This is a genomic window from Rhizobium sp. 01N424, from assembly GCF_056399485.1.
The window spans coordinates 13,964-37,204 of the sequence record NZ_JBFTRK010000006.1 but is presented as its reverse complement, the minus strand read 5'-3'; the positions used below and the strand labels follow the sequence as shown (position 1 = coordinate 37,204).

23 protein-coding genes are annotated in these 23,241 nt (G+C 62.3%); 7 read left to right on the top strand and 16 right to left on the bottom strand.

Features of this window, described 5'->3' with window-relative positions; genetic code table 11:
• The 5 genes from AC1DNK_RS16615 to AC1DNK_RS16595 form a co-directional block, all read right to left on the bottom strand.
• Positions 1–2,091: an ADP-ribosylglycohydrolase family protein gene (locus AC1DNK_RS16615; RefSeq protein WP_112386718.1), complete on the bottom strand. Its 2,091-nt coding sequence runs from the start codon at positions 2,089–2,091 to the stop codon at positions 1–3.
• Between the two features lie 13 nt (positions 2,092–2,104).
• Complete coding sequence (locus tag AC1DNK_RS16610; RefSeq protein WP_112386719.1) at positions 2,105–2,938, bottom strand: carbohydrate ABC transporter permease; 834 nt, start codon at positions 2,936–2,938, stop codon at positions 2,105–2,107.
• Positions 2,935–3,780, bottom strand: a complete 846-nt coding sequence (locus AC1DNK_RS16605; protein ID WP_112386720.1) for a carbohydrate ABC transporter permease — start codon at positions 3,778–3,780, stop codon at positions 2,935–2,937. The genes AC1DNK_RS16610 and AC1DNK_RS16605 overlap by 4 nt, the downstream gene beginning before the upstream one ends.
• 93 nt (positions 3,781–3,873) lie before the next feature.
• On the bottom strand, positions 3,874–5,178 hold the full coding sequence (locus tag AC1DNK_RS16600; RefSeq protein WP_112386721.1) for an ABC transporter substrate-binding protein: 1,305 nt from the start codon (positions 5,176–5,178) through the stop codon (positions 3,874–3,876).
• Positions 5,175–6,233, bottom strand: coding sequence for a LacI family DNA-binding transcriptional regulator (locus AC1DNK_RS16595; protein WP_112386722.1), 1,059 nt, complete (start codon positions 6,231–6,233; stop codon positions 5,175–5,177). Before AC1DNK_RS16595 ends, AC1DNK_RS16600 begins: the two co-directional genes overlap by 4 nt.
• Before the next feature lie 262 nt (positions 6,234–6,495).
• Here AC1DNK_RS16595 and AC1DNK_RS16590 point away from each other — a divergent pair, with 262 nt between their 5' ends.
• A complete protein-coding gene (locus AC1DNK_RS16590) occupies positions 6,496–7,221 on the top strand; it encodes an SDR family oxidoreductase (protein WP_112386723.1) in 726 nt (241 codons plus the stop codon).
• Here the strand turns inward: AC1DNK_RS16590 and AC1DNK_RS16585 are convergent.
• From AC1DNK_RS16585 to AC1DNK_RS16570, 4 genes are all read right to left on the bottom strand, one after another.
• Positions 7,218–8,201: an ABC transporter permease gene (locus AC1DNK_RS16585; RefSeq protein WP_112386724.1), complete on the bottom strand. Its 984-nt coding sequence runs from the start codon at positions 8,199–8,201 to the stop codon at positions 7,218–7,220. The genes AC1DNK_RS16590 and AC1DNK_RS16585 overlap by 4 nt on opposite strands.
• A 10-nt stretch (positions 8,202–8,211) precedes the next feature.
• The gene (locus tag AC1DNK_RS16580) at positions 8,212–9,177 is read right to left on the bottom strand and encodes an ABC transporter permease (protein ID WP_405049562.1); all 966 of its coding nucleotides are present in this window, start codon (positions 9,175–9,177) and stop codon (positions 8,212–8,214) included.
• Positions 9,178–9,214: 37 nt separating this feature from the next.
• Positions 9,215–10,708, bottom strand: coding sequence for a sugar ABC transporter ATP-binding protein (locus tag AC1DNK_RS16575; RefSeq protein ID WP_477942220.1), 1,494 nt, complete (start codon positions 10,706–10,708; stop codon positions 9,215–9,217).
• 82 nt (positions 10,709–10,790) lie between these two features.
• Positions 10,791–11,774 carry an ABC transporter substrate-binding protein gene (locus AC1DNK_RS16570; RefSeq protein ID WP_112386726.1) on the bottom strand — a complete coding sequence of 328 codons (984 nt, stop codon included), beginning with the start codon at positions 11,772–11,774 and terminating at the stop codon, positions 10,791–10,793.
• A gap of 169 nt (positions 11,775–11,943) precedes the next feature.
• On the opposite strand from AC1DNK_RS16570, the gene AC1DNK_RS16565 reads away from it, so the two are divergent.
• Complete coding sequence (locus tag AC1DNK_RS16565) at positions 11,944–13,023, top strand: LacI family DNA-binding transcriptional regulator (RefSeq protein ID WP_310290085.1); 1,080 nt, start codon at positions 11,944–11,946, stop codon at positions 13,021–13,023.
• Here AC1DNK_RS16565 and AC1DNK_RS16560 read toward each other — a convergent pair whose 3' ends face one another.
• Together AC1DNK_RS16560 and AC1DNK_RS16555 are read right to left on the bottom strand one after the other, a co-directional pair.
• On the bottom strand, positions 13,024–13,584 hold the full coding sequence (locus AC1DNK_RS16560; protein WP_112386727.1) for a LysE family transporter: 561 nt from the start codon (positions 13,582–13,584) through the stop codon (positions 13,024–13,026).
• Positions 13,585–13,670: 86 nt separating this feature from the next.
• Complete coding sequence (locus AC1DNK_RS16555; RefSeq protein WP_112386728.1) at positions 13,671–14,021, bottom strand: hypothetical protein; 351 nt, start codon at positions 14,019–14,021, stop codon at positions 13,671–13,673.
• Between the two features lie 169 nt (positions 14,022–14,190).
• Between AC1DNK_RS16555 and hemN the strand changes: the two genes are divergently transcribed.
• From hemN to AC1DNK_RS16535, 4 genes are all read left to right on the top strand, one after another.
• On the top strand, positions 14,191–15,543 hold the full coding sequence (gene hemN, locus AC1DNK_RS16550; RefSeq protein ID WP_477942218.1) for an oxygen-independent coproporphyrinogen III oxidase: 1,353 nt from the start codon (positions 14,191–14,193) through the stop codon (positions 15,541–15,543).
• Positions 15,544–15,776: 233 nt separating this feature from the next.
• Positions 15,777–16,286, top strand: a complete 510-nt coding sequence (locus AC1DNK_RS16545) for an NUDIX hydrolase (protein WP_112386761.1) — start codon at positions 15,777–15,779, stop codon at positions 16,284–16,286.
• Positions 16,287–16,413: 127 nt separating this feature from the next.
• Positions 16,414–16,902, top strand: coding sequence for a hypothetical protein (locus tag AC1DNK_RS16540; RefSeq protein ID WP_112386729.1), 489 nt, complete (start codon positions 16,414–16,416; stop codon positions 16,900–16,902).
• 65 nt (positions 16,903–16,967) lie between these two features.
• Positions 16,968–17,231, top strand: coding sequence for a BON domain-containing protein (locus AC1DNK_RS16535; RefSeq protein WP_112386730.1), 264 nt, complete (start codon positions 16,968–16,970; stop codon positions 17,229–17,231).
• Positions 17,232–17,248: 17 nt separating this feature from the next.
• On the opposite strand, the gene AC1DNK_RS16530 is transcribed toward AC1DNK_RS16535, so the two are convergent.
• On the bottom strand, positions 17,249–18,178 hold the full coding sequence (locus AC1DNK_RS16530) for a LysR family transcriptional regulator (protein WP_477942216.1): 930 nt from the start codon (positions 18,176–18,178) through the stop codon (positions 17,249–17,251).
• A 103-nt stretch (positions 18,179–18,281) separates the two neighbouring features.
• Here AC1DNK_RS16530 and AC1DNK_RS16525 point away from each other — a divergent pair, with 103 nt between their 5' ends.
• A complete protein-coding gene (locus tag AC1DNK_RS16525) occupies positions 18,282–20,081 on the top strand; it encodes an IlvD/Edd family dehydratase (protein ID WP_112386731.1) in 1,800 nt (599 codons plus the stop codon).
• Positions 20,082–20,485: 404 nt separating this feature from the next.
• Here the strand turns inward: AC1DNK_RS16525 and AC1DNK_RS16520 are convergent, their stop codons facing one another.
• From AC1DNK_RS16520 to speD, 4 genes are read right to left on the bottom strand one after another with little or no spacing between them, the layout of a single operon-like run.
• Positions 20,486–20,839 carry a hypothetical protein gene (locus AC1DNK_RS16520; protein ID WP_112386732.1) on the bottom strand — a complete coding sequence of 118 codons (354 nt, stop codon included), beginning with the start codon at positions 20,837–20,839 and terminating at the stop codon, positions 20,486–20,488.
• Between the two features lie 10 nt (positions 20,840–20,849).
• Entirely contained in the window at positions 20,850–21,683 is an 834-nt protein-coding gene (locus tag AC1DNK_RS16515) for a hypothetical protein (protein WP_112386733.1), read from the bottom strand.
• 3 nt (positions 21,684–21,686) lie between these two features.
• Positions 21,687–22,790 (bottom strand): fused MFS/spermidine synthase, encoded by a 1,104-nt coding sequence (locus tag AC1DNK_RS16510; protein ID WP_112386734.1) that lies wholly within the window; start codon positions 22,788–22,790, stop codon positions 21,687–21,689.
• On the bottom strand, positions 22,790–23,227 hold the full coding sequence (gene speD / locus AC1DNK_RS16505) for an adenosylmethionine decarboxylase (RefSeq protein ID WP_442208998.1): 438 nt from the start codon (positions 23,225–23,227) through the stop codon (positions 22,790–22,792). Before speD ends, AC1DNK_RS16510 begins: the two co-directional genes overlap by 1 nt.
• Positions 23,228–23,241: the final 14 nt, after the last annotated feature.

The window sequence follows — 23,241 nt, the reverse complement described above, 5'->3', positions numbered from 1 at the left end:
TTACGCCGCGCCGATGTGGATGCGGGTGGCCGAGAGGGCTCCCTCGTGAATGATCAGTCCGGCCGATCCGCCGGCAAAGGTCTGGTCATTGGCTTCGACCGTGGTGCCGCCGACCGTAGCGGAAAGCTTGTCGCCCCTGGCCGAGAGCTTCATCGTAAAGCGCGTCTCGAATTCGACCTGGAGTGCGGTCGAGGCGAGCACCGTCTGCTTCTCATCCTTGCGGCAGACGATCTGCAGCTTGCCGTCGCGGGTAACCAGAGCCGCATAGTAGCGGCGCTGTCCCTCGGCGCGGATCGCCAGGCCGCCGTGATCGCCGAGATGCAGCATCAGGTCGGCCTCGATAGCATAATCGGTCCAGTCGCGCGTGCCCTGCAGGATCAATCCTTCACCGCGGTTCTGGCTGATGCGGAAGTCCTGCGGGAAGTTCTTCGAGAAGAAATGCACATTGCTGACCCAGGCGCGGCGCCAGAAGTCGCTGGCGCCTTCCGGACGCTTGAAGGTCACATCAGGGCAACCATCCCAGGTGAGCGCATCGACCAGGACCCGCCCGTTTGCTCGTCCCTGCGGTGCCGTCAACACCAGGCCGATTTCGGCGATCGGCTGGTGGCCGGTTGCGGGGACGGTCCATTCGAGCGCTGCCGAATTGCCGGGGTTGAGAAGCTTGCCGGAGGGCATGTCGATATCGACGAGGGCATCGCTGCCATCATAGTGGCGGATGCGGAGCTTCGCCTCGACGGAGCCGCTGTTTGCCGCTTCGGCGCGGATGGTTGCGCGCAGCGTCTGTCCGGCATGGATGCGCGGGCTGGCGACCAGATCGTAGGTGCGCATCTTGGTGACTTCGAGCGGCGTGAAGACCGGCGTGGTGGCCGCAGCCTCACGACCTTGGGCAAGCGCCTGGTAATCGATCGCCAGCGCCGATCCGGTTCCTGTCACCTTCAGCCCGTCAAGAGCGGTCTGGCCCGCCTGCGGACGGAAGCCCTGGACCGAGCCCGGCAGCGAGAAGTGGAATTTCGCGCCATTCTTCGGCGCCGGTTCGGCTGTCTGTCCGGCAAGCTTGCGACCGAGATTGGCCAGCCACAACGAGACGTCGGCGGCGTCGGCAATCGAGCGGCCGCCATCGGCGGTCGACATGTAGAGACGGTCGGCGACCGGGCCGCGCCAGTCGGGACCGGCATCGAGACCGTCGAGGCCGAGCATGATGCCGTGCAGGCAGCCGAGGTTGCCGGCGTTGCAATCGGTATCCCAACCGGAGGTGTTGACGATCATCTGGCCGCGCTGGAAGTCGTGCGGCGCATGCAACAGCGCCATGATCATCAGCGCGTGGTTGGGCACGACATGGCAATTGCCCGGATATTTGTCGTAACCGTAATTGTCCTCGATCTTCTGACGCGTCGCTTCCCAATCCTCGTTGCCCGATGTCCAGCCGCGGATATCGGCGATCAGCCTGGCGATCAGGCTGTCCTTCGGGATATGCGCAAGGCCGGTATCGAGCAGATGGTTCACATCCTTGCTGACGAAGGCCTCCGCCTCCATCGCAGCCCAGAGGACGGCGGCATTCACCGCTTCTCCGTCGTGACTGACGGAGCCTGCGGCGCGTGCCAGCTTGGCGGCCTGCGCCGGGTTGCCGGGGGAGACCAGCGCCCAGCCGTCGATGAAAATCTGCGCGCCGATCTGCTCGGCAACGGTGGCGCCGTTGACGGCGATCGAACCGGAGGCCGGCGCCGGAATGCCGCGCTGTAGGTTGAGCCAGGCGGTGTGTTCCGTCGAATTGCCGGCACCACCCCACCAGAGGATCGAACGTTCCTCGATGATGTAGTTCAGCCAGGCCTTGCCGATGTCTTCGGCCGACAGATCCGGCGAGATGCCGTAGTCGTCAAGCGCTCGCGGGAAGGTGAAGGTCCCGGCCACGTCGTCATCGGTGACGATCAGCGGATCGCCGAGGCGGTCATGGACGTAATAGGTGATCGGGCCGAGCTTTTCGAGAATGTCCTTGTAGCGCCAGTTCTCGAACGGGCGGCCGAGATAGACGCCGATCAGCTTGCCGAGAACGCCTGCATAGACGCGGTTGTTGTAGTCTGCGGGAATGGACATGCGAACTCCTTGATCAGCCCTTCACCGAACCGCCGGCCATTCCTTCGATGAAGTGGCGCTGCAGCAGGACGAAGAGGATTACGATGGGAAGAATGATGATGAGGGCGGCGGCCATGATCTCACCCCAGTCGGACGAGTATTGGCCGGAAAGCAGGAAGAACGAGACGACGGCCGTCAGCCTGTCCTGGCCCTGCAGGAACGTCGTGGCGATCAGGAACTCGTTCCAGGAATAGAGGCCGATGATCAGCGCCACCGTCAGGATCCCGGGCGAGACGATCGGCAGGAAGACGCGGCGGAACACCTGCCAATGCGTCGCCCCGTCGATCAGCGCTGCTTCCTCCAGCTCCTTGGGAACCGCAAGGAAGTAAGTCCGCAGCAGCATGATCGCGAAGGGCGAATAGACCGCCGTATAGATGAAGGCGACGGCGACAGGGTTGTTGATCAGCCCGAAGCGGGCAAAGCCGAAATAGAGCGGGAAGAGGAAGAGCTGGATCGGCGCGGTGGTGCTGGCCAAGAGATAGAAGGTCAGGATTTTCCAGCGCTTGATCTTCTGGCGGGCCAGAACATAGGCGGTCAGCGATCCGGTCGAGCAGACGAGGATGATCGTCAGGCCCGTCAGCACGGCGGAGTTCAGCAGCGTCTGGCCGAAATTCGCGTCCGTCCAGGCGCGGGTGAAATTGTCCCAGCGGATGACGGAGGGGAGCGCCAGCGGATTCTGGACGATCTCTGCCGATGGCTTCAATGCGTTGAGCACGGTCAGCGCGATGGGAAACAGGGTGACGATCAGCAGCACCGACAGGGTGATGTAGACGATCGCGAAGGTGAGGCGGCTTTCGGTGATGTTCATTGTTCGAACTCCGTCGCTTGGGCGCGGATGTAGAAGACGGTTGCGGCCAGGCCGAAGAGGCTGATCACCACCGAGATCGCTGCCGCCTTGCCGACAGCAAGGTCGTAGAAGGCCGAGCGATAGGCGAAGGTCGATAGCACTTCGGAGGAATAGGCCGGGCCGCCCTGGGTCAGGATGTAGACGAAGTCGAAGACCAGGAACGACCAGATGACGGTCATGATCATCATCAGCGTGATGGTCGGCATGATGCCTGGCAGGAGGACATAGCGGATGGTCTGGAAGAAGGTTGCACCCTCGATGCGCGACGCTTCGATCTGTTCGTTCGGCACCTGACGCAGGGCCGCGAAGAAGATGACGCAGAGGAAGCCCCACCAATGCCAGAGGTCGACGACCGCGATACCATAGAGCGCGCTCGACGTCTCGGTCAGAGGATTGGCGATATCGAGACCCATGCGCTGCAGAAGGCCGGTGATGCCGGTGACCGGCGAATAGATCATGCCCTGCCAGACACGGCCGGTGATCGCCGTGGCGATGATAACAGGCAGGAAATAGACGACCTGGAAGAAGTTCGAGCCGCGGCGCACGACCAGCATCATGGTGGCTGCCAGCAGGCCCATGGCGATCGGTACCGTCAGGAAGATAAGCGTCCAGATGATGTTGTTGGTCAACGCCGTCCAGAACACGCTGTCGTCCCAAAGGGCCTGGAAATTGTCGAGGCCGACGAACACGGGCGTGCTGATGCCGTCCCATTCGAAGAAGGCGAGAGCCACCGTGAGCAGCGCCGGTATGGCGATGATGACGACATTGATGATCAATGTCGGCAGGACGTAAAGTCGGTGCATTGCAGACCTTTCAAGGCAAACAGGCCACTCCCGCGCCGACGCGGCGCAGGCGAAGGTGAGGGCGCCGAAGCTGCGCCCTCACGGCCATTTTGATCAGCGGGCCGGGACCGCAGGCGCCTTTCCGGCCTTCATTTCCTTCTGGAAGGAAGCGTCCATCTTGGCGAGGAAGTCGGCGGTCGTTGTCTTCTTCAGCCAGACTTCCTCGATGCCGTTGATGACATAGCTGTCTGTCGCCGGCGGCAGGAAGGTCCAGGTCGTGTAGCCGTATTTGCCGTCGTTTACCGATGAGGAGAGGTTCTTCATCGTCTCGGTAAAGAGCGGCGTCACTTCGCTCGCCATCTTGACGTTGGAGATATCCTTCAGTGGAATGTTCCATTCGCCCTGCCAGGCCGAATTCATCGTCTCGTAGACTTCAGGCGAGAAGACATAGTTGATCGCCGCTGCCGCGCCATCCGGGTTCTTGGCCTTGGTGGCGATCGAGAAGGTGGAGCCGATGCCGAGCGGGAAGACCGGGTCGCCCGAAGCACTCGGGAAGCCGACGAAGCCCGCCTCGCTGCCTGCCTTCTTGCCGTAGGTATCGACATTCTGGAACTGCCAGGTGCCGGTCGGCATCATCCCGGCCTTGCCGGATGCCATGGCGTCTGCTGCCTGTTCGCTGCTCGTCACCGAGAAGTAATTCTTGCCGAAATAACCCTTCTGCCACCAGGAATTCAGCCGGTCGATCGATTTGACGAAGGGCTCGGCGGTCCAGGGCATTTCGCCGCGCAGCGCCTTGTTCAGGTTTTCGGGGCCGGCAACCGAGTTGAGCGCCAGTGTCACGAACCACTCGTTTGCGCCGCGCCAATCGGCATTGCCTGCCGCAAACGGAGTGATGCCGTCCTTCAGCATGGCGTCGGCGACGGTCTCGAGTTCGTCCAGCGTCTTCGGTGCCTGCCAGTTCTTCTGGGCAAACAGCGTCTTGTTGTAGAACAGGCCGACCGTTTCGTAGGTCTTTGGCAGGGCGTAGATCTTGCCGTTATACTCGCCCATCTTCAGGAAGACCGGCAGGATACGGTCCTGCCACTTGTACTTGGCGGCATAGTCATCCAGCGGCATCAGCTGGCCGGACTGGGCCATCGGCGCGACATAGCTCGGGCCTGCCGTATAGACGACATCAGGACCGTTGCCGGAGAGCATGGCAACGCGCAGCTGCTTGTCGAGTTCGTTGCCGCGATAGTCGATGACAAGGCTGTAATCGGGATTGGCCTTGGCGAAGGGCTCGACGATATCTTTCTGGATCAGCTTCTGTTGGTCCGGGGTCGCCTGTTCGTACCACCAAGAGACCTTCTCCTGCGCGATGGCGATATGCGACGTGCTGGCAATCAATGCGGTGGCGGCGAAAAGCTTCAGCCTGGTCATAATGTTTCCTCCCTGGTTTGATGCATGTGCTCCGGCTGTCCCTTGAAGGGGGCAACCGAGGCGCGGATGATGAGTTCGTATGGCATTTCTTCTGCCTGGCCGGGTTCGGAGGCCCCGTCTGCCAGCCGTTCGATCAGTTTCTCGGCGGCGCGGGCGCCGATCCGATCCTGAAACTGTGCGACTGTCGTCAGTGCCGGTGTCACCAGCGCTGCCGCCAGAATGTCGTCGAAACCGGCAACCGAAACGTCGCCGGGAACGGACAGGCCGTGGGCGGCGAGGCTCTGCATGGTGCCGATCGCCATCAGGTCGTTGGCCGCGATGATGGCGCTGACCGGACGGCCGCTTTCCAGCAGGCGGTCGGCGATCTCGCGCCCGCCCTCCAGCGTGAAATGCGCGGCTTCCAGCACGATCGGCGCGGCACCCATGGTCGCCATCGCCTCGAGATAGCCCTGCAGGCGGACCTGCTGCGGACCGCCGGGCGCTGCGATCATGGCGATCGACCGGTGGCCGAGGTTCAGAAGGTGCTTGGTCAGCGTCCGGGCGGCGGCGACGTTGTCGATGAACAGGTTGTCGATCGGCAGCGGGCCGCCGACCTTCCTGGAGACTTCGATACGGACGACGGGAACGCCCGTCTTGCCGAGCGGCGCGAGATCCCTGGCGCTGGTCTTGAAGAATACGCCGACCACGCCGTCGAAGCGGCCCTGCTGCGCGGCTAGGATCACCTGCCGCTCATTGTTCAGCTCGCCCTCGGTATCGATCGTCACCACTTCGTAGCCGGCGGCGCGCGCGACCTTCTGCACGGCAACGACGAGCGAGGGATAAAAGGGGTTCGCGAGATCCGGAACCACGCAGGCGATCACATAGGTCCGCTTGGTCCGCAGCGCCTGCGCAAACCGGTTCGGCTGATAGCCGAGTTCCAGGATTGCCGCCTCGATGCGTTCGGCGGTCTCAGGCGTAACCTTCTCACGGCCACCATTGAGGATCAGCGAGACGGTGGCTTGCGCAACGCCCGCTCTTTCGGCCACCTCCTTCTGCGTAATCCGCCGTCCCGTCACCTGAGATATCCATAATTGATACGTAGCAACAACTTATTGCTACGTATCAATTAGTCAATGGCGATATTTAAGTTCGCTGGAGCCCCCGTCCGCTTTAGCCTATCGCGGCGTCTTTAGCGGATGCGGATGCAAGCGCTATTTCAGAGGGTTGGAGGGGGCGCGGTCCCGGCAGAATTTCCGGCACGGGCGTCACGATAGATGTGGATTTCGCTTCGCTCGCCATTCATGATCCGGCCCAATGAAGGAGCAGGAGGACGACAGAATGGATTGGAATGGGCGCCGCGTGCTGGTGACGGGAGCTGGCAAGGGCATCGGCCGGGCGACGGCGGTGATGCTGGCAAAGCGCGGGGCAAAGGTCGTCGCTCTCAGCCGCAGTGCCGATGATCTGGCGAGCCTTGCCGCGGAGATCGCCTGCGAGACGATCTGCGCCGACCTTGCCGGGATCGGTGCGATTGAAGCGGCGGTCCGCCTGGCGCTTCCGGTCGATCTGCTCGTCAACTGCGCCGGAACGACCGTGCTGCAGAGCTTCGTGACCAGTGATCTCGCGGAATTCAACCGGGTGATGAACGTCAACACGGTCGCGCCGATGGTGCTGTCGCAGATCGTGGTGCGGGATTGGCTGGCCCGCGGCATCAAGGGCGCGATCGTCAACGTTTCCAGCGATGCGGCGCGGCGCGGTGTCGCCAATCACACCGCCTATTGCGCCTCGAAGGCAGCGCTCGATGCGATGACGCGGGTGATGGCAGCCGAGCTCGGCCCGTCAGGCATCAGGGTTAACAGCGTCAACCCGACGGTGACGCTGACGCCGATGGGCGAGCTTGCCTGGAGCGATCCGGCCAAGGCCGATCCGGTCAAGGCCCGCATTCCGCTTGGCCGGTTCCTCGATCCGGACGAGGTCGCCGAGGCGATCCTGTTTCTGCTCAGCGACGGTGCATCGATGGTCAACGGTGTGTCGCTGCCTGTCGATGGCGGTCTCGCGGTTTCCTAGGTGGCCGATTTGGCCGTCAGCCGTGCCTGCAGGATGACGACGACGAGCAGGAAAGCGCCGCGAATCACCGATTGCCAATAGGCAGACAGCGAGATCCAGCCGAGACCGTTCTCGAAATTCAACACGTTGAAGACCATGCCTAGCAGCAGCGCGCCTGCCAGCGTTGCCCCGACCGACCCGGATCCGCCGGTCAGGAGCGTGCCGCCGACGACGACCGAGGCGATGGCGAAAAGCTCCCAGCCGACGCCTTCGGTCGGCTGTCCCGCGCCGAACTGGGCAGCGAGGATCACGCCTGCAAGTCCGGCAAGCGCGCCCGAGAGAGCATAGATCGCAAACAGCGTGCGATTGACCTTCAGGCCCATCAGCGCGGCCGTGTGCTCGCCATCGCCGATCGCCAGAATATGGCGGCCGGAGGGGCGGCGTTCGAGGAAAATCCATCCGGCGATGTAAGCAGCGAGCGCGATCCAGGCTGGGATCGGAAAGCCGAGGAAATCGTCCTGGCCGATCGATACGAAAGCGGTGTCGTAGTCGACGGAGACCGATTGATTGTCAGCTAGCAGCAAGGCGGTGCCATAGGCGGCGAGCATAGCGGCCAGTGTGGCGATGAACGGCTGAATCCGCATCTTGGAGATGACGAAGCCGTTGAGCATGCCGACGAGCAGACCGGCGCCGACGCCCGCCACCAGCCCCGCCGCCCAGCCATAGGGCGAGGCGAGTGCGGAAACGACGCTTGCCAGCGCCGCAACCCCGCCGACGGAGAGATCGATGCCGCCGGTCATGATCACGAAGGCCATGCCGAGCGCGATCAGCGCGAACATCGAATTGTAGCGCAGGAAGCTCAGGATATTGAAGGGCGACAGGAAATTCTCGTAGCGCAGGGCGCCGAAGAGAATGAGCGCGGCCAGCGCGATCAGTACGCCGAGGCGGGCAAGGTCACCGGCGGATTTCGGGGCGAAGGGTTTGAAGAGGGCGGAAAGCATCTCGGTGTCCTCAGGTCTTGTCGGCGCGCTGCTGGATGAAGACGGCAATGACGATCAGTCCCGCCTTGACGATCAGCGCGGCGGCATCGGGCACGCCATTGGCAAGCAGCGTGTAGCGCACCAGCTGAATGACGAAGGCGCCAAGCAGCGTGCCGAAGATATTGGCCCGCCCGCCCGTCAGCAGCGATCCACCGACGGCGACGGCGGCAATCGCGTCAAGCTCCATGCCCATGCCGACCAGATTGGCGTCGCTGGCGGAGTTTCTGGCCACGACGATCAGCCCCGCGATACCGGCAAGCGCACCGCTGATCACATAAACCAGCGTCTTCACCCGCTTGACCGGAATGCCCGTCAGCCGCGCCGCCTTTTCGTTGCCGCCGACGGCGATGATCTGGCGGCCGATGACAGTGAAGCGGATCAGCGCATAGGCGAGGGCGGCAATGACGATCATCAGAGCCACCTGCGCCGGGATGCCGGCGAAATGGCCCATGGCAATCCATTGGAATGCCGGGTTCTTGAAGACCTGCAGATTGCCATTGGTCATCACCTGCGCGATGCCGCGCCCGGCGATGAACAGCACCAGGGTGGCGACGATCGGCTGGATCGAGAAATGCGTGACGAGAAAGCCGTTGAACCAACCAAACAGCATGGCGACGATGACCGGCACCACGAAAGCAAGGCCAACGGCAAGCGCGACGTTGTCGATCGGGAACAGGGTTCCCAGGAAGATCATCGGCGCGATGGCGCCCGATATTGCCATCAGCGAGCCGACCGAAAGATCGATGCCGCCGGTGGCGATCACCAGCGTCATGCCGGTTGCGACGATGACGATCGTGGCGACCTGGGTCAGATTGACGTTCAGCGTCTGCCACGAGAAGAAGTTCGGGGTGATCGCAATGTTGACGGCGATCAAGAGCAGGAATGCAGCTAAGGTGCCGTAGCGGCTGGCGATGCGAAGCGCTGACGCCTTCGACATGGTTGACGGCTTGATGGCGGTATCCGATATCGTCATGTCAATTCACCTGATGCGCCATGGCGGCAAGGAGGCTTTGCTCCGAGAGTTCACGTCTCGGCAGAACCGCGACCGACATGCCGTCGCTGAGCACGGTGACGCGATCGGCGGCGGCCAGCAGCTCTTCCAGTTCCGACGAGATCATCAGCACGCTGAGGCCATCATCTGCGAGGTTTCGCAGCAGCCGCAGGATCTCGGACTTGGCGCCGATATCGATGCCGCGTGTCGGCTCGTCGACGATCAGCACTCGCGGATCGGTGCAGAGCCAGCGGGCCAGCAGCACCTTCTGCTGGTTGCCGCCCGACAGTTCCTTGATCGGCTGGTCCGGAGAGGCACATTTGACGCCGAGCGATTTGATGAAGCGGGCGACGATCTCGTCCTGGCGGGCGCGGTCGACGATGCCTGCTTTCTTCAGTTTTGGCAGCAGCGCCAGCGTCATGTTCTCGCGGATACTCATATCCGGAATGATCCCGTCGATCTTGCGGTCTTCGGAAACGAGCCCGATGCCATCGGCGATCGCCGCGGCCGGTTCGGCATAGCTGCGCGAGGTGCCGTTGAAGCTCAGGCTGCCGCGCTCCAGCTTGTCGACGCCGAAGATGATGCGGGCGGTCTCCGTGCGGCCGGAGCCGAGAAGGCCGGCCAGTCCGGAAATCTCGCCCTCGCGGATCAGCAGATCGACGTCGCGGACGCGCAGGCCCGAACCGGCGCCCTGCAGCTCAAGGCGCACCGGCCGTTCGATCGCATTGTCGGCATCGCGGCTGAGCGCTTCGAAAGCCGCCAGTTCGCGGCCGAGCATGTGGCGCACCAGCTCCATTTTGGGGATATCCTTCATGGCGCTGACGGCAACCGTCTGGCCGTCACGCATGATGGTGACGCGGTCGCAAATCGCATAGAGCTCGTCGAGGCGGTGGCCGATGAAGATCACTGCGACGCCGCTTTTCTGCAGTGTGCGGATCGTCTCGAAAAGGACGGCGACCTCGCGCTCGTCCAGCGATGAGGTCGGCTCGTCCATGATCAGCAGCCGGGCGTTCTGGGTCACGGCGCGGGCGATCGACACCATCTGGCGGGTGGCGGCGCTGAAGCGCGCAACCGGCAGATCGACGTCGATATCGAGATTGAAGGTGGCAAGCACCTTGCGGGCGCCATCGCGCATGGCGCGGCGGTCAAGGAAGCCGAATTTCTTCGGTTCCCGCGACAGATAGATGTTCTCGGCGACGGAGCGCTGCGGCGCCAGGTTGATCTCCTGATAGATCGTGGCGATCCCGGCGGCCTGGCTTTCTGCCGGCGTCGAGAAGGCGACGTCCTCGCCGTTGAAACAGATCGATCCTTCGTCGCGCTGATAGGCGCCGGTCAGGATCTTGATCAGCGTCGACTTGCCGGCGCCGTTCTGGCCGACAAGCGCCATAATCTCGCCCGCGGCAATATCGAGGGAAGCGGCGCGCAGCGCGGCGATCCCGGCAAAGGATTTGGAGATACCCTGCATCGACAGCAGCATGCCGGTCGACTCCGTATTCAATAAAGGAAAAGCCGGCCGGAACGGCGTCTGCCGAACCGGCCGGAGCGGTCACGCTGGGAGTTTAGTAGGCGCTGGAGAGCTCGGCCTTGGCGTTGGATGCATCGTAGAACTTGTCGTCGTTGATGACCCAAGGCTCGATCTTCTCGCCCTTTGCATAGCGCGCCATCGTTTCGAAAGCCTTCGGTCCGAAACGCGGGTTGCATTCGACGACTGCGCCGATCTTGCCTTCAGCCACGAGGCCGACAGCTTCCTTGCCGCCGTCGATCGACAGCACTAGGATGTCCTTGCCCGGCACCTTGCCGGCGGCTTCGATGGCGGAGATGGCGCCGATCGCCATTTCGTCATTGTGGGCGTAGACGATATCCGCATCCGGATGCGCCTGAAGCAGCGCTTCGGCAACCTGGCGGCCCTTGTCGCGGGCGAAATCGCCGGACTGCGATGCGACGATCTCGAAGCCGCCAGCGGCCTTGATGGCGTCGTCGAAGCCCTTCTTGCGGTCGTTGGCAGGCGAGGAGCCGGTCGTGCCTTCGAGCTCGATGATCTTCTTCTTGCCGTTGGCGTTCTTCGCCAGCCATTCGGCAACGCGCTGGCCTTCCTTGATGAAGTCGGAGCCGATGAAGGTCAGGTAGTCCTTGCCGGGCTTGGCGAGCTTCGGATCGACGCTACGGTCGAGCAGGATGACCGGGATTCCGGCCTTCTCGGCAGCCTTGACGGCCGGGATCAGCGGCTTTTCTTCGCGCGGCGAGAGGAAGATCAGGTCGACGCCCTGGGCGATCATCGAGTTGACGTCGGCAACCTGCTTGGCGGCCGAGCCGGCGGCATCGGTATAGACCAGCTGGTAGCCAAGCTTTTCAGCCTGCGCCTTCATGCTTTCGGTCTGGGCGATGCGCCACGGATTGTTTGATTCGGTCTGCGCGAAGCCGACCTTGTACTTTTCCTTCTGCTTCAGCGCAGGCACTTCTGCCATGGCAACTGTGCCGGCCACGGCGACGGCGCCGAGTGCGGTTGCAGCAAGCATGAATGTACGACGTGAGAATGCGGACATCTCAGTTTCTCCTCCCGAATTTTCCGGTATCTTCCCAACCGGCAGTGAGCAATAACTGCTTCACATGAGCTAATCTTGTAGCTAATAATATTAGCAGTCAAGCGTCATTTTATGAGCTATTGCACAAATTTTGGTTTGTGCTGCAGCAAGTCATCGGGAGGATATTGTGATGACGAAAAAGAATGGCCGCGGCGGGGAAAACGGGCGCCGCGGTGAGGCTGGACGGCCTACAATGACCGATGTTGCCCGTATTGCGGGCGTTTCGCAGTCCAGCGTGTCGCTTGTGCTCAATGAAATGTCGGGATCACGCATCTCGCCGGACACCCAGGCCAAGGTTTTGGAGGCTGCTCATAAAATTGGTTATAAATTACCTGGAGTTCGTCATGAAGCTCAGCCGGACACGCGAATCGAGAAAGACACGATCGCCTTCGTCGTCGACGAAATCTCCACCAGCCCGCATCCCGTTGTCAGCCTCGACGGCGTGCGCGATTTTGCTTTCGAGCAGGGTTTCCTGACCTCGGCGCATGCAACGCGTTCCAATCCGGATCTCGAAGACGCCGTGCTGCGCTCGATCCTGCGCGACCCGACGATCGTCGGCGTCATCTATGCGACGATCTTCACCCGCAAGGTGAAGGTGCCGGAACTGCTGAAGAACATCCCGACCGTATTGCTGAACTGCTATGCCGAGCCGCGTCAGCATATGGCGATCGTGCCCGGCGAAGTGGCGGGCGGCTTTGCCGCGACGGCGCATCTGACCTCGCTCGGCCACCGGCGCATCGGCTTCATCAACGGCGAACCCTGGATGGACGCGGCGGTCGATCGCCTCAAGGGCTACAAGCAGGCGCTCGCCACCGTCGATGTCGCCTTCGACGAGACGCTGGTGCGCGACGGCGACTGGCTGCCCTTGCGCGGCTATGAGGCTGGTCTCGACCTGTTGTCGATGAGCAATCCGCCGACAGCGATCTTTTGCGGCAACGATCTGATGGCGATCGGCGTGATGAAAGCGGCGGCCGAGAAGGGCTTTCGCGTTCCCGAAGATCTCTCCGTCATGGGCTATGACGACCAGGAGCTGGCGCGCTACACCCATCCGCCGCTCTCGACGCTGGTCCTGCCGAACTACGAGATGGGGCAGAAGGCGGCGGAGACGCTCATCGATATGGCCATCCACGGCAAGACGCTGCGGCCGATGACCATCAAGGTCGATGGTCCGCTCGTCGTCAGAACCTCGACCGCAAAGACCAAACCCTGATCAGCCGACGGCGCTGATCACCAGGGTCACGGAAAAAAACATCAGCACGGCAGAGGCGCAGCGCTGCGCCAGCAGAGGCATGGCGGTGCCCCGCCCGATGATCAGCCGGCCAAGGACAATCCAGAGCGTCGACGTCACCGTGACCGATGCCACGAAGATCAGCACTGTCAGCAGGAGCGGCGCCTCGACGGCCGGCACCATGGTCAGGCCGATGATGATGGCTTTCGGGTTGAGCAGGGTGGTGAGGAAAAGTTCGCGGATGCCGACCGGCGCTGCCGCCCCTTCAGATTGCGACCGCCAGAGCTTCAATGCCAGAAACAGAACCCAGACCGCCGATATCAGCCGCACTGCCTGCGCAATGGCCGGATGCGCGTGAAGGAATGGACCGGCGATGCCGGATACCGGCAGGATGACCAGCAGATAGGCGGAGACAACAGCGAGCAGCAGGGACGTCAGGCGTTTCACCGTCAGGCCTGGTGACATCATGGCAAGGACGGCGTTCGTCGGCCCGGGCAGGATGAGCAGTGCCAGGATGCCCAGAGAGAAAGTCGGCAGGTTCATCTGATTGTGTGTCCTTGAAGCCTGCGGTTTCAGTAGGCAACGATAGTCCCTGCCCGTTGCCATTTCCAGCGGGTGCGTGCGCGGATTTATAAGGCTGGCCGGTTGGGGAAGGGGAGCCCGGCCGCGTTTGGCGTATGGATCGAAGCGCTGTCCGCCGGATCGTCCATCGCGCGCAGGCCACGCCAGTTTCGGACGTGGTTGGCATTGATGAAGATCATCCCGGTGGCGTCGGGTTCGATATTCTGTGTCCTGATGACATCGCAGAAGGCTTCGAGATGTTGCAGAAGCCGGCTTTCTGTTGCCCTTGGCGGGGAAGCGATGCTGAGCAGCGCGCGCCGGGTGATGATGACGGTGCGTGCCACTGCCCCATCGAGCATCTCGATACGGCCGCACTTTTCCCTCTCGTCCAGTCGCGCAGCAATGATCGCGTATCGCATCGAATGGTCCTCTCACGCCCGCAACGCGCCAAGTCTACGCGATGCATGGAGACGATACTTTGATTTCGATCAAGACCGCCTGAGGCGTGTCCGGTTCGTTGATCTAGGACAAGGAAGGGTGAGCGGCCGCGCGGCATAAGCCCGCGAGACGAAGATGAAGGAAATCACGATGTCCGATGCCCTGGTCGCCAAATATGGTGAAGCCCGCCTGCCGCGCTACACCAGTTATCCAACAGCACCGGCCTTTTCGGCTGCCGTCGGCCCGGAGGCCTATGCGGATGGGCTGGCGCGGCTCGGTGCGGCCGATCCGGTATCGCTTTATCTGCATATCCCGTTCTGCCGCTCGATGTGCTGGTATTGCGGCTGCCACACGTCGGTGACGCGCCAGGACGGACCGGTTGCCGATTATCTCGACGTGCTGAGCGAGGAGATCGAACTGGTGTCGCAGGCAGCCGGCAATGATCTGCCGGTTCGAAACATCCATTTCGGCGGCGGCACACCGACGATCATGACGCCTCAGGCCTTTGCCGCATTGATGGCGAAGCTGAGGAGCGCCTTCCGGTTCGAGGCGGATTGCAGCGTTGCCGTCGAGATCGATCCGCGAACCCTGTCCGCAGCAATGATTGGCGCGCTCGGCGACAACGGCGTCGATCGCGCCAGCCTCGGGGTCCAGAGTTTCGATCCGCGGGTGCAACATGCGATCAACAGGATACAGACCTTCGATCAGACGAAAGCAGCCGTCGAAGGCTTGAGGGAAAACGGCACCCGCAGCATCAATTTCGACCTGATCTACGGCCTGCCGCTGCAGACCGTGCGCTCCTGTCTTGAGACGGTCAGGATGGCTGTCGAGCTCCGGCCGGAACGGTTTTCGGTATTCGGTTACGCCCATATCCCGTCCTTCAAGAAGCATCAGCGGCTGATCGACGAGACGCAGCTGCCGGATGCCAGCCAGCGCAATGCCCAGGCCGAGGCGATCGCCGACGAACTCGTCGGCGCCGGTTATGTCCGCATCGGCCTCGATCACTTCGCGCTGCCGCATGACCCGCTGGCGCTGGCATCGCATGAGGGAACGCTGCGGCGGAATTTTCAGGGATATACCACCGACGACTGCGAAACGCTGATTGGTCTCGGCGCCTCTGCGATCGGCAAGCTTCCCGGAGGCTATGTCCAGAACGAGGTCGCCCCCGGCCGCTATGCGGAGCGCGTCACCTCCGGCATCCTGCCGACTGCGAAAGGCTATGTGCTGAGCGCTGAGGACAGGCTGCGGGCAAAGGTCATCGAAAGGCTGATGTGCAGCTTCGAGGCCGATCTTGCTGCGCTCAGCGGCGAAGCCGGATATGACCCTGCCTTCCTGACGCGCCGCAACGAGCGGCTGGCGCAACTGCTGGCCGACGGCGTGGTGACGCTGGCGGACGGGCGGCTGACCGTTTCGCAGCAAGCACGCTTCATGGTGCGCGCCGTGGCCGCTGCCTTCGATGCCTATCTCGGAGCGCCGGGGCGCACGCATAGCAAGGCTGCCTGAAACGGCTACAACTCTCTGACGAGGCGACCCCTCCATAGCCGGGGATTGCGATCAAAATCTCATAGTGGGCGCTGCCCGCGGGGTTGCCCTTTTGGCCGATGGCTGCAAATTGTCTGCTAATGCCCGACCGACGTGGCATGAAAAACGGATGGCCGTGCCTGTCCGTCGGAGCAGCAATGAATCTTTTCGTCACAGATCTCCACCACGATGGGTGGCGGAGCCAGCCCCTTCAGATGGTGCCGAAGAAGAAGGAGCGAAAGCTTGCGCCGGAAAAGCCGAAGACGCTTCTCCAGCAGCTCGCCGCCACGCCCGACAAGCTGTTCACCGGCGCCTTCCGCCAGCAATATGGGGCGCTCTGCTACCGCAAGGCGCCGGGCAGCTCCGGCATCGAAGTGCTGGTGATGACCTCGCGCGAAAGCCGGCGATGGGTGATCCCCAAGGGCTGGCCGATGAAGAAGAAGAAGCCCTATGAGGCGGCGGCGACCGAAGCCTGGGAAGAGGCTGGCGTGCGTGGCACCGTCGGCAAGAAGCCGGTCGGCCGCTACACGTACCTGAAATGGCTCGACAATGGCGACGTCGCCCCCTGCATCGTCGATGTCTATACGGTCGAGGTGCTGGAGCAGTCCGAGAACTTCAAGGAGCGAGGCCAGCGGGTGCTTGCCTGGGTCGAGCCGGAAGAGGCGGCGCGGCGCGTTCGCGAGATCGAGCTGAAATCCCTGCTGGTCGATTTCAAGGTCAAGTGACAGCCCATTGCCGCCCAAATCACGGTCTTGTTGATCGATCTCAAAGAAAATCCTGACTGTTCTCTATAGCCCGTCTTCGGACGAACACGCCGATGGCCTCGTGTTCGCCGGTTCAAGGGGGCTTGGAATGATAGATGAGACACGTGGCGGCCTCGATGCACTGGAAACGCACCTTAGCGAATTGTCGTCTTGGTGCGATCTGATCGAGGCGATTGCCGATTTTCTGCCCTGCCATGTCGATGAGGGATTGTGCAGGACACTGACGCGAGACCTCGTTCCGCTTTTGGTGAGGATACATCAGTTGGAAGAGACCAGCGTCGATCGGCATCCTGCCCTCGCTATCAGCGTCCCGGCACCGAGAGACGAAGAGCAGCGCCGGATTTCCGATCGGCTCGAGCAACGCGATATGGCAGAGCGCGCCGTCAAGGTGTTGTGCGACTTGAGCAGGGGGCGAAGCAGCCTCTCGGCGGACGCCATCGCCTATGCGCTCCGTTCATTCTGCTGCCCGGCGCGCCGGCATATCAAAGAAGAGCGGCAGCTGATCGGCGAGATCCGCCAGGCGATCGCGGTGCCTTCTCTCGTATCAGACGCGAAGCTGACGCCTGCCGGCGCTTGATCTACGTCAAGGCGTAGCGCTCCCGCCCGTTGTTCACTTCGCGCGGTGAGAGAAGGAGCTCCGTGATGTTTGTGAACGATATCGTGCCGATCGGCGATGACGCGTTATCGACTGCCGTGCGCAGCCGGCTGCAGATGGAACTCGGGCTGACACATGACGTGGTGAAGGCGACCGTGGCGAACGGCGTCGTCACCCTCAAGGGGCGGCTGGCAAGCACGGGAACGCGCGAGGCGGCAGGTGCTGCTGCCGGAAATGTGCGAGGCATCAAGCGTGTCGTCAACGACGACATCTCGACGGCGTATCATCTGGTGCGGCGTCTGGCGCCTTAGGCCAGGGATTGCTCGCCTCAATCCCACGTCTTGCGTTCGCGAGCTTTTTGCCGCAATGCCTCGAACACGCTTCGAGCCTGCGGCGAAAGCTCCTTGCCCTTCAATTGCACCAGGCCGAAGCCCGGAATGTCGATGCGGGCGTGGATCGGCAGCGCCGTCAGCAGCTGGTGCTGGTCGAGCATCTCGGCGACGGTCTTGGCGAAGATCCCGACCCGGCCGCTGCTCTTGACGAGCAGGATGGTCATGAGCACCGACGAAGTGGAAATGACACTGCGCGGCACGATGGCATGCGCCCGGTGATAATCATCCATCACATCCCGCAGATAGGAGCCTTCCGGCTGCAGCACCCAGTCGAGCCCCTCGAGATCTGCCTCCTCTACGGCCGGTTTTGCAGCCAGCGGATGCCCGCGCGCCACCACCATCCGGAAGGTTTCCTCGCCGAGCGGCTCGTAGTCGAACATTGTCCGGTTGAAATTCTCGGGCAGACGGCAGATCGCGAAATCGAGGCTCCCGGCGCTCAGCTGTGCGAGAAGCGCATCGCTGCTGCCGTGCGAGACGTTGATGTCGAGATCCTGATACCCAGCCTGCGCATCGTTGAGGGCGGGAACGACGATCTCGGAAGCGGGCGTCATCACCGTGCCGATGCTGACGCTGCCGCGCTTGCCCGAGGCAATGACCTTCATGTCGTATTCGGCGCGTGCCGCTTCCGCCAGCAAGGTCCGGGCGTAGCGCGCCAGAACCTTGCCCTCCGGCGTCAGCGCCGTTCCGCGGTTGTGCCGTTCGAACAGCCGATGCCCGGCCAGTGATTCGAGCTCGACCAGCGTTCGCGACAGCGAGGGCTGGGACAAGCCGAACATTCCGGCTACGCTGCCGACCTTGCCGTGCTCTTCCAGAGCGACGAGCATGCGCAGATGCTTGAGTTTGAAGGCGTCAAGCCTTGTCATCATCACTCCTGATATTCGGTTTTGCTAAGTCAGAATAGGAGAACGGTATTATACAATCCGCCTGCCTTAGGATATTTGCATGTCAATAAACAACGTGGATAGCGCAATGACCCAACACGACAGCAAGCCCCGCCTTCGTTCCCGCGCCTGGTTCGACAATCCTGATAATGCCGACATGACGGCGCTTTATCTCGAGCGCTACATGAATTTCGGCCTCAGCCAGGAAGAGCTGCAGTCGGACAAGCCGATCATCGGCATTGCCCAGACAGGCTCCGATCTGTCGCCTTGCAACCGGCATCATCTTGAGCTCGCCAATCGCCTGCGCGAAGGCATTCGCGAAGCCGGCGGCATCGCCATCGAGTTTCCGGTTCATCCGATCCAGGAAACCGGCAAGCGTCCGACCGCGGGCCTTGACCGCAACCTTGCCTATCTCGGCCTCGTCGAAGTGCTCTACGGCTATCCGCTCGATGGCGTGGTGCTGACCATCGGCTGCGACAAGACCACGCCGGCCTGTCTGATGGCGGCGGCCACCGTCAATATTCCGGCGATCGCGCTCTCCGTCGGGCCGATGCTGAACGGCTGGTTCCGCGGCGAGCGCACCGGCTCCGGCACCATCGTCTGGAAGGCCCGCGAGCTACTGGCAAAGGGCGAGATCGATTATGCGGGCTTTGTGAAGCTTGTTGCGTCGTCGGCCCCTTCGACCGGCTATTGCAACACCATGGGCACGGCGACGACGATGAATTCGCTGGCCGAAGCCCTCGGCATGCAGCTTCCGGGTTCGGCCGCCATTCCGGCGCCGTATCGCGACCGTCAGGAGATTTCCTATCGCACCGGCCTGCGCATCGTCGATATGGTCCGCGAAGACCTCAAGCCATCGGATATCCTGACGAAGGATGCCTTCATCAACGCCATCCGCGTCAATTCGGCGATCGGCGGATCGACCAATGCACCGATCCATCTCAACGCGCTGGCCCGCCATATCGGCGTCGAGCTGACGGTCGACGACTGGCAGACCTATGGCGAGGAAGTGCCGCTGCTCGTCAACCTGCAGCCGGCCGGTGAATATCTCGGCGAAGACTATTATCACGCTGGCGGCGTTCCCGCCGTGGTGAATGAGCTGATGGGCCAGGGCCTGATCAAGGAAGACGCGCTGACGGTCAACGGCAAGTCGATGGGCGACAACTGTCGCGGGCAGACGATCCAGGACGAAAAGGTCATCCGCCGCTACGAGACACCGCTGAAGCCACGTGCCGGTTTCCGCGTGCTGCGCGGCAATCTGTTCTCCTCGGCGATCATGAAGACCAGCGTCATCTCGCCGGAGTTCCGCGAACGCTACCTCTCCAATCCCAAGGATCCGGAAGCTTTCGAGGGCAGGGCGGTCGTCTTCGATGGTCCCGAAGATTATCACAAGCGGATCGACGATCCGTCGCTCGGGATCGATGCCTATACCATCCTCTTCATGCGCGGCGCCGGTCCGATCGGCTATCCGGGTGCCGCAGAGGTCGTCAACATGCGTGCGCCCGACTACCTCTTGAAGCAGGGCGTCTCGTCGCTGCCCTGCATCGGCGACGGACGCCAGTCTGGCACATCAGGCAGCCCGTCGATCCTCAACGCTTCGCCGGAAGCCGCCGCGGGCGGCGGGCTCGCGGTTCTGAAGACTGGCGACCGGGTGCGTATCGACGTTGGCCAGGGCCGCGCCGATATTCTGATCTCGGACGCCGAGCTTGCCGAGCGGCATGCGACTCTCAAGGCCGATGGTGGCTACCGCTATCCCGACCACCAGACGCCATGGCAGGAAATCCAGCGCTCGGTCGTCGGCCAGCTGGAAACCGGCGCGGTGCTCGAACCGGCGGTCAAGTATCAGCGCATTGCCCAGACCAAGGGCGTGCCGCGCGACAACCACTGAGCTGAAATCAGCTGCGATGAAACAAAAATGGCACGGGCTCGCCCGTGCCATTTTTGTTTTGGCGGCCAGGCGGCGGCCGCTCAGAAAGGCAGTGGCGAGCCGAGAAGTGCCAGGATCAGCGATGTCAGCGCCACGAGAAAAGCTATTCCGAATGAAATATGGATTTTGGTCAATTTAGGTCCCTCGAATTGAAAGACCCGCCTAAAAAGGCGGGTCTCCTGAACAGGACGCTTCGCTACTCGAACTCTGGCGAAGCCGTTTCATGAGCGGCCCCCCAGCCCCTCGGAAAAAAGCTAATCACAACCTCGGATCATCGTCGCGTGACATCGGCGTGACACGGCCCCGGCGGTGCAAAAGCTTGAGAGGAAAGGCGAAACCGTGCCCGTCTGAGCCGCCCAGCCGCTCTATCGCAAGGTCGCCCTCGAACGGGATCCGTCCTCGTCGATAAAGGTGACACTGGCTCCCTTCAGGATGACGCGCGAGCAATCCTCATCGTCGTCTTCGTCATCATCGTCGTAGTAGAAGCAGATCTCGTTGCCATCGACTTCCCATTCCCCGGTATAGCTCCCGTCAAGGCTGGAGCGCCCCTGAATCGAACCGTTGGCAAGAAGTTTCTCCTGATAGGCTGCGCCATCTTCCGTTCCAGAGACCGTCCTGCCGGCGAAGGCGGCCTTGATCTGCGCCCCGGACAGCGATGCCTCCTGGGCAAGCGCCGGCGTTGCTATGGCCATGGCGGCCAGGACTATGCGGAATCTCATCTACCCCTCCTCAAAGATCGTAGAGCATGATTGCGATTTCGATCAGGATACCGGCCAGGATGGCCGCTTCGATCACGCATGACACCAGGAACATGCGGTATTCGAAACTGCGTTCGGCAGCGGTTCCGTAGAGCGTCTCCCGCGCTTCGACCGCCTCGCCGATCAACTGAAGCCGGCGGCCGAAGTCCATCTGCTGGCAAAGTTCGAAGAAGCTGCGGCGGGAGGCGGCTGGAAGGCCGCGGTCGCCGCGCTCCAGAAGCAGCGTGGTCTTCAGAAACCACTGCCGAAGCCGTGCGGTTTCAGCCGCCTTGGCGGAGAGCTCACGGCTGATCTGGCGGCTGTAGGTACGGCGCTCAAGAAGCGCGGCATCGCGATATTGCCCATCCCAGGCGGTCTCGAATGCCCGCTCGGTATCCTCGATACCAAGCCAGAGCCAGCCGAATGCCCCGATGCCTATGAGCAGGTCTCTGAAAAGCTCCGGCGCGGACTGGATGACGACGCGGTGACCGCGGATGCTGATCTGCCCGTTGCGAAGTTTGAGATCGGCGGACAGGCTTTCGAATCGGTCTTGCGCGGCTGCGTTGCGCAGCCAGTCTGCTGCCGCTTCCTGTAGAGCAAAGGAGGTCTGGGAGCCGCTCGGCAGCAAGATGACTTCAAACTGCTGATCATTGGTATCGGGAAATGGCGCACCCGGAACGGTCTCGCTCTCGATCGGCGTGATCGATGCATGCAGCGAAACCGGACGTGGATATGAGAGGCTGCAAAGGAGGGGAGCGTCGGCGCGGCTGGCTTCACCCGGAGGAAGCAGGAACAGCCGGCAATGCTGAGCGCCGTTCGCAGCCATCGGCTACTCGTCCGCCAGCGCGGGCAGCTGCCGCATGCCGTCATCGACCGTATGGACATCGGGAGGCGGGATGAATGCCACGCCGTCTTCCAGCACCGGGCCGGCAAGGCCGAGCAGAAAGCCGGTCTCCTTGTCGAAGCAGAAGCGCGACATGATGAAGGCGCCAGTCGCGTGATCGAGCCAGTCATCGCCGAGCCTGGCATCGATCAGCTGGTCAAGGCGGACAGCATTCTCCTCTTCCGGGTCGAGCCAGTCTGACGCCAGAATGAAGCCCCACACGGCGAGAAACGACGGGATCGGCACCTGATAGCTGCTGACCTTGGTGAAGGCCGTCTGCAGCGTCCGGCGAAGTGCGGTGTGGCCCTTGTAGTTGCAGGACGAAAATTCGAGCGCCTGCACGACCAGAATGCCGCCGTCGCGCAGGCAGCCGCGCAGCGAGCGATAGAACTCCTTGGTGTAGAGGTGCTGGGCCGGGCCGTTATCCAGCATGTCCACGACGTCGATGATGATGATATCGAAGAGTTCGTCGGTCGTCTCCAAATAGTCCCGGCCGTCGCGATAATGCAATTCCGCCCGGGGATCGGTGAAAGCGCCGTAGTTCCAGGTGCCAAGATGTTCGCGGCAGCAATCGACCACATCCCGGTCGATATCGACCATCACGGCGCGCGTCACGTCGCGATAGGCAAGCACTTCGCGGAGCGTTGCGCCTTCACCGCCGCCGATGATCAGCACCTGACGCGGGTTGTCATGCATCAGCATGGCCGGATGCACGAGCAGTTCGTGATACAGCGCCTCGTCGTCCTCCGCGCTCTGGATGGCGCCGTCGAGGAACAGCGCACGGCCGAAGCTGTAGGTATCGGCGATCGTGACGTTCTGAAACGGCGTTCGAAACGAGCAGACGATGGACTGGGCGCGATAGTGATACTCGTCGAAGATATCGGCGTCCTCGAGAACGAAGACGCTGCCGCTCCGCGGCGGCACGTCGGTATCCAGCCCTTCGACAAAGACCCGGCCTGGCGGCAGCTCCGGCAGAGGGTAGGGCCGCGAAATCGCTGGCAGCGGCTCCAGTGCGGTTTCTTCCGGATCGTCCGAAATGACAATGACCATTACAGATCCGTTGCCTCTCTCCGAATGATCTGGCGCAGTTCCACCAGGGCAGGCGAGAGCGCCTCGACCAGTGCCGGCAGGGCATTCAGCGGATCGCAGGCGCCGCACATGAAGATATCGAGCGCTGCATACGCGTGCTCGGGCCATGTGTGGATGGACATGTGGCTTTCCGCCAGCGAGACGGTTCCTGTCACGCCGCCGCCGGGGTCGAAGACGTGAAAATTCATACCGAGAAGTGTAGCTCCCGCAGCTTTCACGGCTGCACGGAACGCTGCCTCGATATGTGCGACGTCACCGAGTTGTGCGGCGCCGCTGAAATCGGCGATGAGATGCCGGCCGGGAAGTTCGCCATTGGTCCTGCCCGCATGAACCACGCTGCCAACGGGCATGGGTGGCATGTAGCAGGCTGCAGACTTGCGATGAACGGACACCGTCATGGCGTCCCCGGCCG

What these genes read in the sequence shown, in the direction of transcription:
- AC1DNK_RS16615 (WP_112386718.1), bottom strand. Translation starts at nt 2,091, where the DNA reads ATGTCCATTCCCGCAGACTACAACAACCGCGTCTATGCAGGCGTTCTC.
- AC1DNK_RS16610 (WP_112386719.1), bottom strand. Translation starts at nt 2,938, where the DNA reads ATGAACATCACCGAAAGCCGCCTCACCTTCGCGATCGTCTACATCACC.
- AC1DNK_RS16605 (WP_112386720.1), bottom strand. Translation starts at nt 3,780, where the DNA reads ATGCACCGACTTTACGTCCTGCCGACATTGATCATCAATGTCGTCATC.
- AC1DNK_RS16600 (WP_112386721.1), bottom strand. Translation starts at nt 5,178, where the DNA reads ATGACCAGGCTGAAGCTTTTCGCCGCCACCGCATTGATTGCCAGCACG.
- AC1DNK_RS16590 (WP_112386723.1), top strand. Translation starts at nt 6,496, where the DNA reads ATGGATTGGAATGGGCGCCGCGTGCTGGTGACGGGAGCTGGCAAGGGC.
- AC1DNK_RS16585 (WP_112386724.1), bottom strand. Translation starts at nt 8,201, where the DNA reads ATGCTTTCCGCCCTCTTCAAACCCTTCGCCCCGAAATCCGCCGGTGAC.
- AC1DNK_RS16580 (WP_405049562.1), bottom strand. Translation starts at nt 9,177, where the DNA reads ATGTCGAAGGCGTCAGCGCTTCGCATCGCCAGCCGCTACGGCACCTTA.
- AC1DNK_RS16575 (WP_477942220.1), bottom strand. Translation starts at nt 10,708, where the DNA reads ATGCTGCTGTCGATGCAGGGTATCTCCAAATCCTTTGCCGGGATCGCC.
- AC1DNK_RS16570 (WP_112386726.1), bottom strand. Translation starts at nt 11,774, where the DNA reads ATGTCCGCATTCTCACGTCGTACATTCATGCTTGCTGCAACCGCACTC.
- AC1DNK_RS16565 (WP_310290085.1), top strand. Translation starts at nt 11,944, where the DNA reads ATGACGAAAAAGAATGGCCGCGGCGGGGAAAACGGGCGCCGCGGTGAG.
- AC1DNK_RS16560 (WP_112386727.1), bottom strand. Translation starts at nt 13,584, where the DNA reads ATGAACCTGCCGACTTTCTCTCTGGGCATCCTGGCACTGCTCATCCTG.
- AC1DNK_RS16555 (WP_112386728.1), bottom strand. Translation starts at nt 14,021, where the DNA reads ATGCGATACGCGATCATTGCTGCGCGACTGGACGAGAGGGAAAAGTGC.
- hemN (WP_477942218.1), top strand. Translation starts at nt 14,191, where the DNA reads ATGTCCGATGCCCTGGTCGCCAAATATGGTGAAGCCCGCCTGCCGCGC.
- AC1DNK_RS16545 (WP_112386761.1), top strand. Translation starts at nt 15,777, where the DNA reads ATGGTGCCGAAGAAGAAGGAGCGAAAGCTTGCGCCGGAAAAGCCGAAG.
- AC1DNK_RS16540 (WP_112386729.1), top strand. Translation starts at nt 16,414, where the DNA reads ATGATAGATGAGACACGTGGCGGCCTCGATGCACTGGAAACGCACCTT.
- AC1DNK_RS16535 (WP_112386730.1), top strand. Translation starts at nt 16,968, where the DNA reads ATGTTTGTGAACGATATCGTGCCGATCGGCGATGACGCGTTATCGACT.
- AC1DNK_RS16530 (WP_477942216.1), bottom strand. Translation starts at nt 18,178, where the DNA reads ATGATGACAAGGCTTGACGCCTTCAAACTCAAGCATCTGCGCATGCTC.
- AC1DNK_RS16525 (WP_112386731.1), top strand. Translation starts at nt 18,282, where the DNA reads ATGACCCAACACGACAGCAAGCCCCGCCTTCGTTCCCGCGCCTGGTTC.
- AC1DNK_RS16520 (WP_112386732.1), bottom strand. Translation starts at nt 20,839, where the DNA reads ATGAGATTCCGCATAGTCCTGGCCGCCATGGCCATAGCAACGCCGGCG.
- AC1DNK_RS16515 (WP_112386733.1), bottom strand. Translation starts at nt 21,683, where the DNA reads ATGGCTGCGAACGGCGCTCAGCATTGCCGGCTGTTCCTGCTTCCTCCG.
- AC1DNK_RS16510 (WP_112386734.1), bottom strand. Translation starts at nt 22,790, where the DNA reads ATGGTCATTGTCATTTCGGACGATCCGGAAGAAACCGCACTGGAGCCG.
- speD (WP_442208998.1), bottom strand. Translation starts at nt 23,227, where the DNA reads ATGACGGTGTCCGTTCATCGCAAGTCTGCAGCCTGCTACATGCCACCC.